Annotated in this window: 23 protein-coding genes; 14 read left to right on the top strand and 9 right to left on the bottom strand. The window is 42.5% G+C overall.

Features of this window, described 5'->3' with window-relative positions; all coding sequences use genetic code 11:
- The first annotated feature begins 128 nt into the window (after positions 1 to 128).
- From GTO83_RS05580 to GTO83_RS05570, 3 genes are read left to right on the top strand one after another with little or no spacing between them, the layout of a single operon-like run.
- Positions 129 to 374 (top strand): biotin/lipoyl-containing protein, encoded by a 246-nt coding sequence (locus GTO83_RS05580; RefSeq protein WP_180869545.1) that lies wholly within the window; start codon positions 129 to 131, stop codon positions 372 to 374.
- Positions 375 to 386: 12 nt separating this feature from the next.
- Positions 387 to 1265: a lipoyl synthase gene (lipA, locus tag GTO83_RS05575; protein ID WP_180869543.1), complete on the top strand. Its 879-nt coding sequence runs from the start codon at positions 387 to 389 to the stop codon at positions 1263 to 1265.
- Complete coding sequence (locus tag GTO83_RS05570; RefSeq protein ID WP_180869542.1) at positions 1265 to 2248, top strand: lipoate--protein ligase; 984 nt, start codon at positions 1265 to 1267, stop codon at positions 2246 to 2248. Before lipA ends, GTO83_RS05570 begins: the two co-directional genes overlap by 1 nt.
- 60 nt (positions 2249 to 2308) lie before the next feature.
- Here the strand turns inward: GTO83_RS05570 and GTO83_RS05565 are convergent, their stop codons facing one another.
- Positions 2309 to 2797, bottom strand: a complete 489-nt coding sequence (locus GTO83_RS05565) for a GNAT family N-acetyltransferase (protein WP_180869540.1) — start codon at positions 2795 to 2797, stop codon at positions 2309 to 2311.
- A gap of 121 nt (positions 2798 to 2918) precedes the next feature.
- Between GTO83_RS05565 and GTO83_RS05560 the strand changes: the two genes are divergently transcribed.
- The 5 genes from GTO83_RS05560 (at position 2919) to GTO83_RS05540 (ending at position 8031) form a co-directional block, all read left to right on the top strand.
- A complete protein-coding gene (locus tag GTO83_RS05560; protein WP_180869538.1) occupies positions 2919 to 3629 on the top strand; it encodes a hypothetical protein in 711 nt (236 codons plus the stop codon).
- Complete coding sequence (locus tag GTO83_RS05555; RefSeq protein ID WP_180869536.1) at positions 3630 to 4658, top strand: ABC transporter substrate-binding protein; 1029 nt, start codon at positions 3630 to 3632, stop codon at positions 4656 to 4658.
- 326 nt (positions 4659 to 4984) lie between these two features.
- Positions 4985 to 5791 (top strand): (Fe-S)-binding protein, encoded by an 807-nt coding sequence (locus GTO83_RS05550; RefSeq protein ID WP_180869534.1) that lies wholly within the window; start codon positions 4985 to 4987, stop codon positions 5789 to 5791.
- 1 nt (position 5792) lies between these two features.
- Positions 5793 to 7307, top strand: coding sequence for a LutB/LldF family L-lactate oxidation iron-sulfur protein (locus tag GTO83_RS05545; protein WP_180869533.1), 1515 nt, complete (start codon positions 5793 to 5795; stop codon positions 7305 to 7307).
- Entirely contained in the window at positions 7300 to 8031 is a 732-nt protein-coding gene (locus tag GTO83_RS05540) for a lactate utilization protein C (RefSeq protein WP_180869531.1), read from the top strand. Before GTO83_RS05545 ends, GTO83_RS05540 begins: the two co-directional genes overlap by 8 nt.
- A 113-nt stretch (positions 8032 to 8144) precedes the next feature.
- Here the strand turns inward: GTO83_RS05540 and GTO83_RS05535 are convergent, their stop codons facing one another.
- From GTO83_RS05535 to GTO83_RS05505, 7 genes are all read right to left on the bottom strand, one after another.
- Positions 8145 to 9023: a DMT family transporter gene (locus GTO83_RS05535; protein ID WP_180869530.1), complete on the bottom strand. Its 879-nt coding sequence runs from the start codon at positions 9021 to 9023 to the stop codon at positions 8145 to 8147.
- Positions 9024 to 9052: 29 nt separating this feature from the next.
- A complete protein-coding gene (locus GTO83_RS05530) occupies positions 9053 to 10387 on the bottom strand; it encodes a DUF438 domain-containing protein (RefSeq protein ID WP_180869528.1) in 1335 nt (444 codons plus the stop codon).
- Positions 10380 to 10613 carry a DUF1858 domain-containing protein gene (locus GTO83_RS05525; protein ID WP_180869526.1) on the bottom strand — a complete coding sequence of 78 codons (234 nt, stop codon included), beginning with the start codon at positions 10611 to 10613 and terminating at the stop codon, positions 10380 to 10382. Before GTO83_RS05525 ends, GTO83_RS05530 begins: the two co-directional genes overlap by 8 nt.
- A 3-nt stretch (positions 10614 to 10616) precedes the next feature.
- Positions 10617 to 10931 (bottom strand): metal-sulfur cluster assembly factor, encoded by a 315-nt coding sequence (locus GTO83_RS05520; RefSeq protein ID WP_370524220.1) that lies wholly within the window; start codon positions 10929 to 10931, stop codon positions 10617 to 10619.
- 87 nt (positions 10932 to 11018) lie between these two features.
- Positions 11019 to 11807, bottom strand: coding sequence for an ABC transporter ATP-binding protein (locus GTO83_RS05515; RefSeq protein WP_180869524.1), 789 nt, complete (start codon positions 11805 to 11807; stop codon positions 11019 to 11021).
- A complete protein-coding gene (locus GTO83_RS05510; protein WP_180869523.1) occupies positions 11804 to 12802 on the bottom strand; it encodes an iron ABC transporter permease in 999 nt (332 codons plus the stop codon). Before GTO83_RS05510 ends, GTO83_RS05515 begins: the two co-directional genes overlap by 4 nt.
- Entirely contained in the window at positions 12795 to 13241 is a 447-nt protein-coding gene (locus GTO83_RS05505) for a flavodoxin domain-containing protein (protein WP_180869521.1), read from the bottom strand. The genes GTO83_RS05510 and GTO83_RS05505 overlap by 8 nt, the downstream gene beginning before the upstream one ends.
- 139 nt (positions 13242 to 13380) lie before the next feature.
- On the opposite strand from GTO83_RS05505, the gene GTO83_RS05500 reads away from it, so the two are divergent.
- From GTO83_RS05500 to GTO83_RS05475, 6 genes are all read left to right on the top strand, one after another.
- A complete protein-coding gene (locus GTO83_RS05500) occupies positions 13381 to 13782 on the top strand; it encodes a molybdenum cofactor biosynthesis protein MoaE (RefSeq protein ID WP_180869519.1) in 402 nt (133 codons plus the stop codon).
- Entirely contained in the window at positions 13782 to 14027 is a 246-nt protein-coding gene (locus GTO83_RS05495; RefSeq protein WP_180869518.1) for a MoaD/ThiS family protein, read from the top strand. Before GTO83_RS05500 ends, GTO83_RS05495 begins: the two co-directional genes overlap by 1 nt.
- A 21-nt stretch (positions 14028 to 14048) precedes the next feature.
- On the top strand, positions 14049 to 15047 hold the full coding sequence (moaA, locus tag GTO83_RS05490) for a GTP 3',8-cyclase MoaA (protein WP_180869516.1): 999 nt from the start codon (positions 14049 to 14051) through the stop codon (positions 15045 to 15047).
- The gene (locus tag GTO83_RS05485) at positions 15047 to 16240 is read left to right on the top strand and encodes a NarK/NasA family nitrate transporter (RefSeq protein ID WP_180869514.1); all 1194 of its coding nucleotides are present in this window, start codon (positions 15047 to 15049) and stop codon (positions 16238 to 16240) included. The genes moaA and GTO83_RS05485 overlap by 1 nt, the downstream gene beginning before the upstream one ends.
- A gap of 99 nt (positions 16241 to 16339) precedes the next feature.
- The gene (locus tag GTO83_RS05480; protein WP_180869513.1) at positions 16340 to 16678 is read left to right on the top strand and encodes a metal-sulfur cluster assembly factor; all 339 of its coding nucleotides are present in this window, start codon (positions 16340 to 16342) and stop codon (positions 16676 to 16678) included.
- A gap of 20 nt (positions 16679 to 16698) precedes the next feature.
- A complete protein-coding gene (locus GTO83_RS05475; RefSeq protein ID WP_370524219.1) occupies positions 16699 to 17568 on the top strand; it encodes a helix-turn-helix domain-containing protein in 870 nt (289 codons plus the stop codon).
- A gap of 40 nt (positions 17569 to 17608) precedes the next feature.
- On the opposite strand, the gene GTO83_RS05470 is transcribed toward GTO83_RS05475, so the two are convergent.
- Entirely contained in the window at positions 17609 to 18514 is a 906-nt protein-coding gene (locus GTO83_RS05470) for a polyprenyl synthetase (RefSeq protein WP_180869510.1), read from the bottom strand.
- Position 18515 lies beyond the last annotated feature (1 nt).

Here is an 18515-nt window from a genome sequence, read left to right as displayed (position 1 = left end):
AATTTGATGAGAATCAGTTGCTATTCCAAGATTGTATAAAAGCGCTTTATTCAAGGGCTAATATTCATGATACAATCGAATCAATGATAACGTTTTGTCTTTTTATGAGATTAGAAGGAGTAATGGTCATGGAAAAAGAATTAAAGATGCCGAAGCTTAGTCCCAAGTCAGATGATTACTTTTTTGGTAGTTGGGAAAAGCAAGTTGGTGATGAAATAAAAAAAGGCGATATATTATTTGAAGTTGAGTCGGAAAAAGTGATTAGCGAAGTTCCAAGTGATTATAACGGCGTCCTCAAAGAGCAACGCGTCGAAGAGGGAAATCCAATTTCGGCCGGGGATGTCGTAGCAGTCCTCGAAGTTAGTGATTCATGAGGAGGGGTAATGATGGATGCTGATTATAAAAATAAGCCAGCTTGGTTAAAAGTTCGGTATGATGAAGAGAAAGTTGACCACGTTAGTGATTTACTTTCCAAAATGAATTTAAATACGGTTTGTTCAGAAGCTAATTGCCCCAATATCGGGGAATGTTTTGGAACCGGGACGGCTGCCTTTATGATTCTTGGCCCAAATTGTACCCGGAATTGTCATTTCTGTGATGTTCCGCATAAGCGGCCCGCCCCAGTTGATCTGACAGAACCGTTGCGGGTAGCCCAAGCAATTAAACAACTTGGCTTAAAACATGTTTGCGTAACTAGTACTGATCGGGATGATTTACCGGATTTGGGGGCAGACCAATTTGTTCGGGTGATTAAGGCAATTCGGGAGCTTTCCCCCCATACGACAATCGAAGTTTTGACGCCCGATTTTCAAGGAAAAACCGCTTTAGTGCAACGGGTGCTTGATGCGAAACCAGATGTTTTTAACCATAATATGGAAACTGTCCGGCGGATTACCCCGCTAGTTCGGGATCGGCGGGCCACTTACGATCACTCCTTAAAGGTTTTACATTACGCCCACGAGCACGCCTTAGAAGGTACCTATGTTAAAACTGGGATTATGCTCGGTTTAGGTGAAACAGATGAAGAGGTTTACCAAACCATGGATGATTTAATCGAAGCCGGGGTTGACTTTCTTTCGATTGGTCAATATGTTCAACCATCCCCTAAGCATTACCAATTACGTGAATGGGTCCCAATGGAACGGTTCCAAACTTACTATAATCAAGCAATGGCCAAAGGTTTTAAGTTTGTTGCTAGCTCGCCATTGGTTCGGAGCTCTTATAAGGCGAGTGCAGAACTTGCGGCAGTTGGGGTAAAGCGCTAATGTTTTACCTCCCAACAAATTCAACCGATGCAACCGAACTATTTGCCCTGGAGGAGTGGATTGCAAACCAAGCCTGGGGCGAAACGACCCTTTTACTTTGGTCAACAGCGCCGACGATCATGATTGGAAAATATCAAGATGCTTTGGCTGAGGTAAATTTAGCGTTGGCGGATCAGTATCACTTAGCAGTTACTCGGCGTAAATCAGGTGGGGGAACGATTTATACTGATCCTGGTAGTCTTCAATATAGTTTAATTGCCCCAAAAGAAAGTCAAACTATTGACTTTAGTCGCTTTTTAAACTTGATATGCAAAGTATTTCGCCAAATCGAGGTCCCTGTGGAGTGTTCAGATCGAAACGACCTCTTGATAAAGGGACGTAAATTCTCTGGTAATGCGCAGTATAACTTAAACGGGTATGTCATCCATCATGGAAGTTTATTATTTGATACTGATTTGGATACCATGGCCGCAGCGTTGCAAGTTGATCAGTTGAAGCTAATTTCAAAACATATCAGTTCGGTTCATCAGCGGGTAATTAACTTAAAAGAGGTATTGCCGTACCCGGATACTGAAACGTTTAAACAGCAATTTTTAAAGGAACTTAATCCGCTTGTTGATGGCTTAAACCTTCGCCATTTAACCACCACTCAGAAAGTAGAAGTAGCCCAAATTCGAACCGCCACTTTTGCGAATCCGGCTTTTATCTATGACCGGGTTCCGACAACGTTAATTACTAAAAAACGTTATTTCCCTGGGGGTGGGCTAGTAAAATTATCAATTGCAGTTGAACACGGTGTTTTAAGTGATCTTAAAATTTCCGGGGATTTTTTCAGCAATCTTGATCCTCATCAGCTAACTAGCGCCTTGCTTGGTCGTCCATTTCGACCAGAGCAAATTCGCCCCCAGTTGGAAGCAATCTTAGAGAAAACGCCAATTTATCATATCCAAGTTGACGATTTAATCAATCTACTGTTTGGATAAAAAAGTCGACCATTATTTAATCGCGAAAATCGCTCGATTAAATAGTGGTCTTTTAAGTTTTTATAGGATTTTCACTAAATTATACCAAGTCTCGTTAGCATGAGTTGAAGCGGCCTGCCCCATATTTTGGTAGCCGTTGCGTTCATAAAAGGGGATCCGGTCAGCTAAACAGGTTAAAGCGATGCGTTGGCATTTAAATTGCTTTGCTTGCTTAGCAATGGCACCGAGTAATCGGCTACCAATTCCTCGGCCTTGAAAAACTGGATCAACCGCCAAGGTTAAGATCATAAGTGTACCACCTGGGGTAAGTTCAGATTGAGTATCCGCTTCGTACATCCAGTCTTCAATATAAGGGGCCTTTATAATTGGCCCAACAATAAAACCAGTTACTGTATTATCTTCAGTTCGAGCAACTAAAAAAGTTTCTTTTAGGTTCTGAATACGCGCTTGATACTGAGCTTTGGTACCTGCTTCGGCCGGATTGAATCCTAAGTTTTCAATCCGCAGAATTTCTGGGAGATCATTTAACTGAACAGAAGTAATTTTCATTTTGAAGCCTCACTTAAAGATTTATCCGTATTTTAGCAGAAGTTGGGGGGATTGCCTAATATCAAACTGGGGGATGATTAGTTACGCTAGAATTAAAATCAGGGTAAAAGGATTGATAAAGATGGATTATGAAGCCTTGGCAGAGCAAATTGAAATGGCTGCGCTCCAGCATGGAGAAGCATATGATTTACTTGATCGACGAATTGCTGCTCTAAAAGCAAGTGAAAGCTTGGCGCTCCCGCCTGAAATCGATGACTGGCCGGCGGAAACTTGTTTAGCCTGGGAAACTGGGACGGGGGATGGCCTTAAATCGACGGCGCCTTTTGGAATCACAATGGTAAATTCGACGGCCATTGAAACCAATCTTCCAGAAAAGCTTCGGGAACAAGGGGTAATTTTACTTGATTTTACAAATGCTTTTCGGGTGCATCCCCGTTTAATTGAGCGTTTTTACATGCAAAAGGCTATTCAGGCTGAGCAAAACCAATTGACCGCCTTACATTTGGCCTATCAGAATGCGGGTGTGTTTTTATACATTCCCAAAAATGTTCAGCTTGATCAACCAGTCGAAATCAATGTAATTCAACAAACGGACCAGCCTTTTCATGTACATTGTTTGGTCGTTGCCGAAGAAAATAGCCGTGTGCTGGTTAACGAACATATGCAACTTGCAACGGCAACGCCAGTAACTTTCTTTACGGAAGTAATTGCACAAAAAAACAGTCATGTTACGTATCAGGCGACCCAATTAACAACAACTAATCATTGCTATATCCTTCGTGAAGCAGCACAGCGTCGTGATGCAAAAGTAAATTGGAGAGAGGAAAAATAAATGAAAAAACAAGTATTGCAGGCGGTGATGGGGCTTGGAGCGCTGATTTTAGGAATAACCTTAATGTCAGCCGCCCACGCCTCACAGACTCATACAGTGACTGACATGAGTGGCCAACAAGTGAAGATTCCCCGCAAAGTAAATCGAGTGGCAGACCTTTGGCACGCTAATAATGAAGTAGTTCTTTTATTAGGTGGTCAAAAGAAACTGGTTGCAACAACGCCGATGATCAAAAAAAACCCGTGGTTTAAGACGGTTGATCCCCAAATTACAAAAGTGAAAGCCCCGTTTGCTGGCCAAGAGATTCAAATTGAAGAGTTACTTAAGACAAAGCCGGATGTGGTAATTGCCGCTGATCCAGCTCAAATCAAAACTGCTCAAAAAGCTAAACTCCCGGTGGTAAATGCGATGTTCCAGGACTTTGCTGGTTTAAGGAAGTCCGTTAAGTTAACTGCTCAAGTTCTGGGGAGAAATGCTACTCAAGTGGCAAACCAATACTTAAAGACGCTGGATCGTAACATTAACCTCGTCAAACAAAACCTTAACGGGGTGCAAAGTCGCCCCACAGTTTTACACATTGTTGATCCTACCGATTTAACCAAAGTTGATGGAACAAAGACGATTGTTGATGAATGGATTAAGTTAGCCGGAGGTCAAAACGCAATTCAAAAATCTGGGAATATGATCTCAGTAACGAGTGAAGAATTAGTAAAGGCTGACCCCACGGTTATTATTATTGGTCAGACGTCAACTAAGCAGGCACGGCGGCTTTTATCTAAGGATGACCGTTTTAAAAATCTTAAAGCGGTTAAAGACCACCAAGTATACGGAAATCCGCAGGGAGCTTTCCCGTGGGATCGTTATAGTGGCGAAGAAGCCCTTCAGGTGTTATGGGCAGCTAAGTTGTTGCATCCTAAACAAATGCAAAAGGTTAATTTAACGCAGGAAACCCAAAATTTCTATCAAAAGTATTACCATTATCAGCTTACTAACCAACAAGCTCATGCGATCTTGGCTGGAGAAAAGTAGGTAGAGAATTAATCGTTGTTTAATCGAAGCAGCTAGTTGCTTAGGTTAGGCAACGTTTTTAATTTTTGATTTAAATTTTCGCCTTCGACTGTGATATTATTCACTCTCGGAATTGAATTTTAATGCATAATATTCCTATGATGAATGTGAAATATTCCTGTTTGGAATACGTAAAAATGCTTATATCATGCGCTTAAAACCGAATTATATCTTGTGAAAAAGCGTTTTATAATTCGCTGAATAGTTGTATAATAAAGGCGTGAAGAAATGAACTCATTAAAAAGAAGGGGGTGGCAGTCTAGTTAATCGGTGACTAGACGGTAACGATGAGTAAGCCACGTGTATGTATATTTTCAACTTGCTTAGTTGATTTACTTTTTCCAAACGTTGGACAGGCCATGGTGGAAGTCTTAGAACGTTTGGGTTGTGAAACCTTTATGCCAGAAAAGCAAGTATGTTGTGGGCAACCAACTTATAACAGCGGGTACGCCAAAGGCAGTATGAAAACTTTTAAAAATGAGATTGACGCCCTTTCCAGTATTGATGCTGACTACATTGTTGGCCCTTCTGGCTCCTGTGTCTTTATGATTAAGGAATACGAAGAAATTTTGAAGAATGACCCAGTTTATGGTCCCAAAGCCAAGGAAGTCGCCAATAAGATTTATGAATTTAGTCAATTTATTTACCGGGTTCTCGGGATTGTTGATTGTGGGGCTGAATTAGATGCCAAGGTTACGGTTCACCGGTCTTGCCACATGACGCGGTTAATTGGCGAACGGACGGCGCCATTTGTTTTACTTGATCATGTTAAGGATATGGATCGAATTCCGCTTAAGAACGTACAACTTTGCTGTGGCTTTGGGGGAACCTTCTCTGCAAAGCACCCTGAACTTTCTGGGCCAATGGTCGATGAAAAGGTTCAAAACATTGTTGATACTAATGCTGAGATCTTAATTGGGACGGAACAATCTTGCTTAATGAATATTGCTGGGCGAATGAACCGGTTAGGCCACCCCATCAAGGTAATGCATATTGCTGAAGTTTTGAACCATAATGTTGATCCAAACCGAATTAAGTACTTAGCCGATACGGACGAAGAAGTTGTCCCGGCTAATGGAGAAGGGGTGTTCTAATATGGGAATCTCAACGAGTGACAAGCCATTCTTAGAACGAGTGGCTGAAGCCAAGCAAGATAATTTTATGCAAGCCGCGGTTGCCAAGGCACAAGATGCTCAATTTATTAAGCGGACCAAGGCCCGGCGAGAAATGGGGCATTGGAACGAATGGCGGGATTTAGCTGAGCAAATTCGGCAACACGCCCTGAAGTACTTACCGGATTATTTGGAAGAATTTGCGGGGAATGTTGAAAAGCAAGGAGGGCACGTCTTCTTCGCTGAAACTGAAAAGGAAGCCCGTGACTTTATTACTGAATTAGTCGTAAAAAAACAAGCCCATAAGGTCGTTAAGTCCAAGTCAATGGTTACCAACGAAATTGAAATTGATAAGGCCTTAACAGCGCTTCCAAATGTTGACGTGTTGGAAAGTGACTTAGCTGAATTTATCTTGCAAGAAGATAATTGGGATGAACCAACCCACATTGTCTTTCCTACCTTGCACAAGAATCGGGATCAAATCCAAGCTGAATTCAAGAAGCTTGGCTACGAAGGTGACAATGAGCCAGCCCACGAAGCGCGCTTTGTCCGGGGGTATCTCCGGGACTATTTCATGCAAGCTGACTTTGGGATTACTGGATGTAACTTTGCGATTGCCGATAAAGGGATGATTAATCTCGACACCAACGAAGGAAACGCCGATATTACCATGGCCATGCCAAAGACCCAAGTGGTTGTGATGGGAATGGAACGGATCGTTCCTTCGATGAAAGAAGCGGAAGTCCTCGATAACATGCTTGCTCGTTCGGCCGTTGGTCAAAAGCTAACGACTTACTGCACCTTTTCTGGCCCAAAGAAGCAAGGTGAAATTGACGGCCCGGATGACTTCTGGGTTGTCATTGTTGATAACGGTCGTTCACGGGCCTTAGGAACCGAATTTGAACCAATTTTACAATGTATTCGGTGTGGGGCCTGTTTGAATGTTTGCCCAATTTACCGGCACATTGGTGGGAAGGGGTATGGTTCGATCTACCCAGGTCCAGTTGGGAAGGTGCTTTCCCCAATTCTTGGAGGCTATGATAATTTTGAAGAATTACCATATGCTTGTTCTCTTTGTGCCGCATGTACTGAAACCTGTCCTGTTAAGATTCCGTTACATGAATTAATTCGCAAGCACCGGATTGTTGAAATGGATCAAAAACACATGGATCACTCCATGACTAACTTAATCTTGAAGACAATCGGTATTGGGACAGGTTCACCGGCCCTCTTTGGTACCGCAATGACAGTTGCTCATACTGGAGCCGCCCCATTTAGCCGGATGAAAGAACCTGGCGATGTTGATGGAATGTACGAAGGCGGTAAGATTAATCATTTGCCAAAGGCTGCTCCAAAGCTGGTACATGGTTGGTCAGACATTCGAGATATTCCAATGCCAGTTGAAAAGAAGAATAACTTCCGTCACTGGTATAAGAATCACAAGCCGGTAGACCCAGCCCCAATTGTTAAGGAAAAGGAGGCCCAAGAAGATGACTAGTTTACTTGAGCAAGCAAATAGTGAAGCGAACCGCGAAAAGTTTTTAAACCGGATCGCTAAGGCTGCTGGTCGTCCACGGCACACGGTTAAGGCGTTTGAACCATTAAATGATCTTCCAGATCAAGTTTTAGCTGACCAAAGTCCAGAAGAACTATTAGCTACCGCAAAGGCTAATAGTGAAGCGGTTACCGCTAAGTTTTATACCTGTGCAAAGGATGATTTGGCAAGCTTCTTAAATCAATACCTTGCTGATATTCAGGCTGAAACCTTATTACTTCCTGGCTTTAAGGATGATAAATGGGCAAATTATGGTTTAAGCGATTGGGTTAAGAACCCTGAAGTCAAACAAACCACGGTCTGGTCAACGGATCCGGGTGATCGCCAAAAAAATGCTGAAGCAGCTGATCAAGCTGATTTGGCCATTGGGTTTGCTGATTACTTAATTGCTAATACCGGGACAATTACGGTTGTTACCAGTCCTGAACAAGGGCGAGCCTTTAACTATCTTCCCGAACATTACTTAGCTTTGATCCCAAAGAGCGGGCTGGTTCGGTCAACCCGGCAAGCAGTTGAAAAATACGAAGCAATGATGGCCGACGGCTTGCAAACTTCAGCGATTAATTTTATTTCAGGCCCTTCGAACTCTGGGGATATTGAAATGGAATTAGTGGTTGGGGTTCACGGTCCAGTGGACTGTGCCTACGTTGTCGTAGCCGATCTTTAAGATTTCTTCACCCCCTCGATTAGGTCACTACGGCAACAAAAAACGGTTAAGGAGAACCAGTTGGAATTCTCTTTAACCGTTTTTGTTATTTTCATCCGCGGTGAGGTGAGAAATTAATTCTGATGCTTAGTAGTGACAATGGCTGTAGCAATAATCAAGAGGATTGCCCCGCCAACAATACTTGGGGTGATTGAAATTGGAAAGAAGAATGCAGAATAGGCAATTACAACCAGTGGTCCAAGGGCTCGAACAATATTGGCATGGCCAGCAGTGATGAACTTTAAGCTAGTGTAGAAAAGCAAGAGGGACATAAACCCATTACAAAGGGCACCCCCAAAATTAAAGGCAATCGCCCGTGCGGAAAGGCCTTGCCAAACTTGTGGGGTAAAGAAGGTACAAACTAAGAGTACCACGGCCGAAACAAGGTGATTATAAAAGAGGGTAGTACTGGAGGCAGTATCCTTGACAAGTGCTTTAGCAATCACGTTGTTAGCTGCGTACATGAAGGGATAAAGAAAAGCACAAAGCAGGCCCCAAGCACTATCGACTTGCGCTCGACCACCGGAAACTAGGATCGATCCGGCAATACATGTAATAATTGCCACGTAATCCCAAGCTTGGAGCCCCTCCTTTAAGAAAAACCATCCCAAGAAGAAAACATAAACCAGATAAATCCGAGCGATCAAAGTTACTGTAACCGGGCTTAGTAAAGAGAGGGCAACGTACTGAAGGAGAACGCCCACTGCATTGGTTGCCCCCAGGAGGAAAAACCATGGATTTTTGATAATCGCAATCCGGTGCGCTTGAGCAATTACGACGCCACCGGTTAATAACATGGCAAAGAAAGAAGTAAAAAAGCCTCCAATAATTGGATTCAAACTGACCAGAGCGAATTTATTCAAAATCGGGGCAATACTAGAAAATAAAAGAGAAATCAAATTTAATTCAACCCCGATGAGGGTTGAATTTTTAACTTTTGACGCGTTAAACATAAATTATTATTGTTCCTTCCAAATTAAATCTAAAGTCGTTTTTCACCCTTGAGTTTCCGTAGTTTCGTCAAGTCTTGACTAACTTCCAAGCAACCGAGGTACTTACCAGTTTCATCATGGAAAGCGTAGTATTCAATGTGAATAAAGCGTTTCTGATGGAGTTCAAACCAAAATTCGGCTTTATTTCGAGTACCAGCGTGGAAATCCTTGAGAATTTTTTCAACTTTATCAACACTCTTTGGAGGATGACAATTAACCACCGCTCGACCAATTACACTAGCCGTTCGTGGAAAAATTCGATGATCGGTATCTGAGAACCAACGAACATGGTCAGTGTGGTCGACAAAAGTTAAGTCAAACGGTAAAGTCTTAAAAATCGCGATTAATTGGGTTAAGTTGAGTGAACCTGGTTGTATTTCAAACGGTTCATTTTCCGGGAGCGTCGTTTCTGGTAGGGGAGCACGTTCGTTGGAGTTGCTAGTTACTTGCTGGTTAACTTGATGATCACCAGCTGCTAGTTGCATTGCCATTTCATTTAGTTCCTTGGCTAGTTTTGATTGGTCTTTTTTGGGGGCCGCGGCTAACTCTTCTGCCGTGGGTTTCCAAGGAAGGGGTTGTGAAATTAAAGTGTAGCCAATTTGATCTTCGTCTTCCCGAACGATCTGCCAGTCTTTGGGCGTTGCCACTTCATCGATCATTGGAATCATGATGGCTTCTTCTTTAAAGATCATCGCCATCACTTCTTGGGTAGCATTTTCAATTGCTGCCTCAATCGCGTATTTATCGGGTAATGGATCTTGATTAACGAGTTTTTGGGCTTTACTGATCAGGCCCCGAATCTTGTCATCAACGCCCCACATTACTTTTGGTGGCGCGGTGATGCCGTACTTATCCATTATCGGGAAAAGGGTATTTTCCTTCCGGGTATAGTGGCGGTCAATCGTCGCTAGGTCCGCTAATGCTTTTTTAATCCGCCCCAAGTATTCAGAATTATTTCCATCCTGTTGCCACTTCTTAAGGCAGGGGAGTAGTTCGTCATTGATAAGGGATGAAATGATCGTATTTTCTAATTTCATCGTTTTAACGGGGTGTCCGGGAGTCTCAAAAGCCGGGGTCGCTTGCTGATCAGTAATGGAACCTTTAAAGACCTCGGCATGAACGTTGCAAAGGTTTTGGATTTCTATCGGATTCAGTCCATTGGCGATTAATTGCCGCTCGGCGGCCGTAATTTCGGCAACATCCACCGATTCAAATTCTTCATTAAACATTCGCTTGGCTTCCTCAAATGAACCCCCGTTATGCAATGATTTTAAGATTTTTACAATTGTCTTTTGTCTGGTTAGGGCGGTATGTTTACTAGTCATTGTTAATTACCTCATAACCGTGCGCAATAAACGTTGCTTTAACCTTTGCCGGATCGATATTCATAGCCTTGCAGCCTTTTTCGAGACTAACGAAGCGTCCGACACTATTTAACATCCCCGGTACCTGAATCTTAGTGAAACCAAGCTTAACCATGATTTCAACAAAATCAGGATATCGGTCAGCGAGTTGCTTAATTGGAATTTGAAAATCAATTTGTTTTTTCATTTATTATCCACGCTCCATTCCTAAGGCGATCCATGCGTATCGGGACATTTTTTCAACTGTCCAAACTGGGTACCAAACTAACTGAACGTCAACCGATTGGATATCCTTAATTTTTTTAACCTGGCGAACGATGTCTTGATGTAAGATATCGCTTAATGGGCAACCTTGGGTCGTTAAGGTCATTTTAATTTGACATTTTCCTGCATTAACTTCAACTCCGTAAATTAAACCCAAGTTAACGATGTCAATCCCTAACTCGGGATCGATTACTTGTTCTAAAGCTTCCATTACTGCTACTTCAACTGATGATAATTTCACAACATCTCCTCCTTATCCGCTTACTATTCTAACAAGAATATAAAAATATTCCCATAGTATATAACTAAGGGAATTCCCGGAATTTAATTAATTTAAGCTGTCAATTTCACAAATTTGGCGTTTTAAACTTGGTGAATAGAAGACTTTTAGGGGAGTTTGGTAGAGGGTTTGAAGATTTTTGGCCGTGGCGATTTTATCAACTGGCCCAGTTAGCCAAGTTTGGTTGGGCATTAAAAGGCCAACTTTACCACCTAGAATAAAGGCATGGTTTGGCAGGTGACTGGTAATAATAATCGTTACTCCACTTGCCTGAAGGTGCTTTATTAAGCCTAAAACCTGAGCCTGGCGGCGAATATCAAGGGCTGCCATTGGTTCATCTAAAATTAGCAGTTGCGGATTTTGGACCAGGGCACGGGTAATTGCAACTAGTTGCATTTGGCCACCACTTAAGGTGTTTAATGGGCGAGCTTTTAAAGCAACTATTCCCAGTTTTTGTAACCAATGAATGGCAATTTGGCAATCGTCAGGGCTTGGTCCACCAAAGAAGGAATGATAGGGAATCCGGCCCATCAAAATGTATTCAAAGACGCTTAAATCAGCGTTAACCTGGTAGTTTTGGGGAACTAGGGCCATCCGTTGAGCTCGCTGGCGGTGCGAAAGCCGACTTAAATTGGTACCTTGAAGGGTGATTTTTCCGGCGGTTGGGTTGGTCAAATTAGTTAAGCATCTTAGTAAAGTCGATTTACCAATTCCGTTTGGTCCGAGGAGGGTAAGGATTTCACCGCGAGCGAGTTGGAAGCTAATCCCTTTTAGGAGGGGGTGATTGGCTTGATATTGGTAAGAAAGGTTATTGACACACAATAGGGGTTCGCTCATAGTAACTTCCTCCGGTGACTAGTGGCAAGAATTAAGATAAAGACTGGGGTCCCAATGAAACCGGTGAGAATGCTTAATGGAATTTCCCCAGCTGAGAGGGTGCGCGCAAGGGTATCAATGACTAGTAGAAAAATCCCCCCTAAAATTGCAGATAACGGCAAGCTAAAGCGGGCATCATCGCCGACCAATAACCGGGCAACATGGGGGATGACTAAACCAATCCACCCAATAGTCCCACTTAAAGAGACGGCACTTGCCGTTAATAAAGTGGCACCAATTACGATGATTACTTGCTCAAAGGTTTGATTAATCCCAACGGCTTGCGTAGTTGCTTCGCCAGTTCCCATAACGGTTAAATGCCAGCGGTAGGCCAGGAGAATCAAAAAACCAACCACTAAAATTGGAAAAATGGCTAAAAGACTTGGCCGATCAATCTTGGCAATACTCCCCAGTTGCCAGTAAACGATACTTTGAAGCTGGGAATCCGGGTCGGCCAAGTATTTTAATAGTCCTAAAGCCGCCTGCATAAAACCCGAAACAACAACTCCTGCTAAAATTAAGATTAACTTTCCTTGTTGATGTAAGAGTCGGGGAATCAAAAGGGCTAGGCCAACGGCAATGATTCCCCCTAAAAAGGCAGCTCCCTGGGTTAACCAAACACCTCCACCATAAAGAATTGCCATGGCAGCACCAACTGAAGCGCCATTCGTAACTCCTAAAAGGTCCGGGGAAACTAGGGGGTTGGCAAAAGTTTTTTGATAGGCCATTCCGGCACTCGACAAGGCGGCGCCGATGAATAAGGCGGCCAGAACGCGGGGAAAGCGTAAGTTTTGCACAACATTTGTGGCCAAGGGGTTAGCCCCCGGGTTGGTAAAGGTTTTGATCACCGTGGCCAGAGAAAAGTTTAACCGACCAAGGCTAAGGGCAATCAATGCAAATAATGGCAGGCAAAGAAAAAGCATCAGAATCAAAAGGAAGGGCCGCTGATTATTCATTGGCAAGAACCTCCTTCAGGTGATTAAGTTGCTGACAAACCAGCTCTTCATTTGCTTGATCTAATTCGTAGTCTAATAATAAGGGGCTTTGAAGCCGCCTAGCACCAGTCTGAGCCAAGGCTTGATCAAAGGTTAAAACTGCCTGGCAAAAATCATCACCGTAGCCTTGGTCACCAATCCCGAGGACCCAAAAATAAACGTCCTGACCTTGCCATTTTGAAAGGGCTTGGTACATGGTAAGACCCGGTGCAGCAATTTCACCACTACCGTAAGTGGCAGGAACAAGAATTAATAAGTTTCCCGGTTTAAGTTTAGTGAGGGTCTGGGGTGAACAAGATCCTAAGCTAACCGAATTGGTTTTATCAAATTGAGCTTGAAGAAATTCTGCGAGTTCAAGGTTATGGCCATCGATTGAAACATAGTTAATATAAATTTGCATGTTAGTAAACCTTTCTCATCGATTATCAATGCTAGTATAACATCTTCCAAAAGGTCATTTTTTAGGGGATTTGACTAATTCAATTTAAAATCCGCCTTTGTGATAATGAAAGTGTTCTTAAAGGTGAGGTGATGAATGGATGCACTACTTACGAATTTCTGATCAACCAATTGAGGTTGGCGAACTATACGAAAAGTTAGTGGCACCCGAGTATGGGGGGATTGATATGTTTGTTGGAACGGTCCGCCAATGGACCGGTCCTGTCGAAACTAAGGAAATCGAATACAGTGCTTATCATCCGATGGCCGAACGCCAGTTGGAAAAATTAGCGGAGCCGATTGAAGCCGCTGGTGGACGAGTAGTTGTCGCGCACCGAACCGGCCGACTAAAGTTAACTGACATTGCGGTGTTTGTTGGCGTGGCAGCTCCTCATCGAGCCGAAGCGTTTGAATGGTGTCGGTACATTATCGATACCCTAAAGCAGGAAGTGCCAATCTGGAAAAAGGAATATGACACTGACAAGGTAAGGTGGGGAAATTAATGAAAATTTCGGTTAAGTTATTTGCTTTCTTGGGCGATCAGTTAGGACCTGTGGTAACAATTGATTTACCCACAAATACAACTGTTGCAGCTATAAAAAATGCAATAATCGCCCTTGACCCGCTGGTAAAAGAAACCGTTGAAAATTCACGGTTAGCAATTAACCAGGAGTTTATAAATCAAAGTGAAATCACTTTAAACTCGACTGACGAAGTGGCCTTAATCCCACCGGTTAGTGGTGGGTAAAAAGAGTTAGGAGGTAGGCTCGTGGAACCAATTTATGATCAATATAACCGGAAACACGATTACTTACGACTTTCTATTACTGATCGTTGTAATTTACGTTGCGTTTACTGTATGCCAAAGGAAGGGTTACCTTTCTTTCCAGATAACCGGGTACTTTCCCAAGATGAAATTGTTCAGTTGGTTAAAAATTTTACGGAAATGGGAATTAATAAGGTCCGGATTACTGGTGGGGAGCCCCTCTTACGGACGGACGTGGTTGAAATAATCCAACGGATTCGGGAGATTCCGGAAGTGAAGGATATTTCAATTACAACTAATGGGCTATTTTTAGCTAAGAAAGCTGCCGCTTTAAAGCAAGCGGGTCTCGACCGTTTAAACATTAGCTTAGATACCTTCAAACCGGATGTTTATAAGGAAATTACCCGGGGTGGGAATATTCAACAAGTTTTAGACGGTATTGCAACAGCGGCAGAATTAGGCTTTAAGAAGATTAAGTTAAATGTTGTCCTGATTAAGGGCCAAAATGATGATGAAATCCTTGATTTTATTCGTTATACCAAGGATCATGACGTAAATGTTCGGTTTATTGAATTCATGCCAATTGGTAATGCGGAAGCTGATTGGAAACAAGAATTTGTTCCACTTGATAATGTTTTTGACCTTTGTCACCAAGCGGGCCTTGCTTACCAGCCAATTGAGTTGGCAGGGAATGGTCCGTCTGATAACTACAAAATCGAAGGTTTTAAGGGGAGCTTTGGTTTAATCCACCCGATTAGTGCCCGTTTCTGCGAAAATTGTAACCGGTTACGGATTACGGCGGATGGATACATCAAAGCATGTTTGTACTGGAATGAAGAAATTAACGTGCGGAAAGTAATTTCAGATCCGGTTAAGTTTCGGCAAACTATCCAACGAGCATTAGATAATAAGCCATTAAACCATGAAATGGCCCTTGCTCAACCTGAGAGAATTATTGATAAAGCGCCAACCTGGCGTCACATGAGTCAAATTGGAGGATAATGACTATGAATCAAGATGTTGCACATGGCAACCGGGCAAACGCCTATGTTGCTTTAACCTTGGCAACGATTGCCATGATTGTCTGTTTTATGTCCTGGTCTAACTTTGCGCCATTAGCAGCCCAAGTTGGGAAGATGTTTAACCTTTCTGTTTCTGAACGGACCCTTTTGTTAGCAACGCCGGTTTTACTAGGTTCAATTATGCGGATTCCAGTTGGGATCTTAAGTGATAAGTATGGTGGAAAGAAGGTTTACTTAATCTTAATGGCCTTCATTCTAATCCCATTGTTCATGATCCCACGGGTTCACTCCTTTGGAATGTTAATCTTCGCTGCCTTCTTGGTAGGGATGTCCGGGACTTCCTTTGCGGTTGGGGTTTCCTATGCTTCTGTTTGGTTCCCAAAGGAACAACAAGGACTGGCCCTCGGGATCGTTTCTATGGGGAACATGGGGAACGCTGTGGCCTCAATGACTTTACCATACATTTCGAAGAGTTATGGTTTTACCGCTGTTTATAACTTTTTAATGGTTTTAACGGTCGTAATTGGAGTGATCTTTGCGCTTTGCTGTAAGGAAATGCCAGTTGATAAAACCAAGACCTTGAAGGGGGCCTTAAGTGTTACGAAAGAAAGTTCAACTTGGTACCTTTCGTTGTTTTACTTCCTAACTTTTGGTTTGTTCGTGGCCTTCACGAATTTAACACCACTTTTCTTAACGGGGCTTTTTAATTACAGCGCTGTTAAGGCTGGTTTATACGCGGCCCTCTTTGCCTTCGTATGTACGATTATTCGGCCAGTTGGTGGGGCAATGGCTGACCACATGCGGCCAATGGCATTATTACAATGGGTCTTTGTTGCAATTATTCTCTTTGCCCTTGTAATTATGTTTAGTTTTCATGTTCAAGCAATGTTTATTGCCGGAATCGTTTTGGTTGGTTTAGCAGCTGGGGTCGGTAACGGAGTCGTCTTCAAGATGGTACCTTACGTTTCAACAGGTAACACCGGGGCGGTTACTGGCTTCGTTGGGGCCATGGGTGGCCTTGGTGGTTTCTTCCCACCTTTGGTGATCGGTTGGATCCATGACTGGACTGGTAGTTATGAACTTGGGATTGGCCTTTTAGTTTTAACTGGGGTGATTTGCTGGTTTGCTCTCTGGAAGCACTTTATTAAGGGCGACTTCCACATTGTTAAATAAAATTGGTTTATGCCTATTCAGTAATCTTAAATCGTCATATAATAAACTTAGTTAGTAAATCGTTATTGATTTAATCTTTTTCTACGAGGAGGAAGCCAAATGGCTGCAGATGAAAATACTGGTGCACCATTTTCAGAAATTGAAAGCCAAGTGATGAGTGCGCTTGAAGAAGTTATCGACCCAGAACTCGGAATTGATCTGGTTAACCTCGGTCTAATTTACGACGTAGTGGTTGACGAAGCTGGAAAGTGTACTGTTACCATGACTTTAACGACAATGGGGTGCCCGCTTGGAGACCTGTTAAATACGGAAATTAACCGGGCGGTTCTTTCTGTAGATGGAGTAAAAGAATGTGATATTAACCTAGTTTGGGAACCGGCTTGGGATATGTCTAAAATGAGCCGGTTTGCTAAAATTGCTTTAGGAATTCACGGTTAATCACATATTGAGGAGTGAATGTGTTGGATATTGAACGTTTTATCGAGCGTCGTAAACAACTCGGTTATTCACAAATCATGCTAAGTAAGGGGATCTGTACCCAATCAACTTTAAGTAAGTTTGAAAATGGGTTGCAGACCCCCTCTTTGGCTATTTTGAGTAAATTATGTGCTCGTCTTGGCTTTAGCATTGATGATTTGAATACTGCCGATCCATCTTCGATTGGTTATCTTAGAGATTTGCTGGGACTGATCGAAGAAAATCTAATGGTTGAGAATTTTAAACGAGCAACTGAATTATTGGCTAAAGTTAATCCTACAAGTATCGAGATAACGGAAGAACAAATGCATTACTATTATCTTGAAGGGATGGTTGGGGTATTAACTAATCAACCAACGGAAAAGGTAATGTTTTCCTTCACTCATATTTTGGATGAACTAGATGAACGGCGTTTAACTATTTATTCGCAGCTCGCGTACTTAGGAAAGGGAATTTTATATGTCCGGAAGGAAAACCTCACCCAGGCAGCATTCTTCTTTGATAAGGTAACAACTTATCTGAATGAGCAGCTTGGTAACCCGGGTTTAAAGGGAAGTCATTACTTCCAAACGCTGACTTTACTTTATTACTTAGCCGAATATCATTCGCTAGTAAAAGAACTAAAAGTAAGTAATGATCTGATCGAGATGGCACTTGATATCTGTTCGGTTAAGCATGTTACCTACTTTTTACCACGGTTAAAGCTTTTGCAGGCTAAAAATTTACTTGAACAAGTTGCGCCGCACGACAAAATAAGGGCTTGCTTAAACGACGCCTTGGCCTTTGCTCGTCTTAATCGCAATCAGACAGTGCAAGTTCAGATTTTGGCTTTGCAGCAACAATTGAAGTAATGAAAAAAACGAGGATGGGGAAGCTCCCCGCCCTCGTTTTTTATTCTTCCGGTAAAATTTGTTCACACAGAGTAAGTAATGGAGCAGCTTTTAGCGGTGCTGGCAAAATTTTTAGATCAAGACGAACTTGCCGCAAAATATCTTTGACAATGTCAACGGCTTCAAACTCGGCTTGTAAACAATGGGCTTGAAGCGCTTCAAACTCCGGTTTACTTGGCTTTTTTGGTTGGCTAAAGAAATGATCGAAGAACTTCGGATCTTTTTCTTTGGTAAATAAAAGGAGTAGCGGGTATGAGCCCCGCATAATCTGATCAGTTAGCCACTTTAAATCATGAATTTCTTCGTTTTCCTTTATGATCGCAACGGCTAATGCTAACTCCTGCCCAATTTGACCAAGAAGGGTAACAGTTTCCGCATCTGTTTTAACGAAACTAACGGCAAGTTTAGCAGTAATCGCACCTAATTGACCAATCAAAGACTTCTGATCTTGAAGATAGTCGGCAACTTTTAAGGTCTGTCGATAATTTAACTGTAAATGCCGTAATTGGGCTAAAGCATAATCTGAACCATCAACGGTTAGTTCTTGGATTAATGGTGTGGGTAAGCCGATTAATCCAAGTATTGTTGAGAATTGTACATGTAAATAACTGGCCGCAAAACTACCAGCCTTACTTTGAACAAGATCACCTGGTTGATTTTCACTTGGTAAAAAGGTCGGTGGGTTTAGATAGTTTGCGAGCGCAAGCAATTCGGGTAGTTGAGCCGCCTGAACTTCATCCATATTTAGTTCGAGCTTATTCCCCAAGATTGCACTAAATAAAGCTCCTCGAAAGGATTGACCGGTCAGATGTAGATGTTGGGGGAGGAGTCCTTTTACCAAGGGAGAAAGTTGACTAATTTGGGTGATAAAACCTTCTTTAATTAATTCGTTATTTTCAAATTCCATG

The organism is Lactobacillus sp. 3B(2020) (assembly GCF_013487845.1).
Lineage (GTDB): Bacteria > Bacillota > Bacilli > Lactobacillales > Lactobacillaceae > Limosilactobacillus > Limosilactobacillus alvi.
The sequence above is the reverse complement of the archived record's forward strand: the minus strand, read 5'-3'. Positions and strand labels throughout refer to the sequence as shown.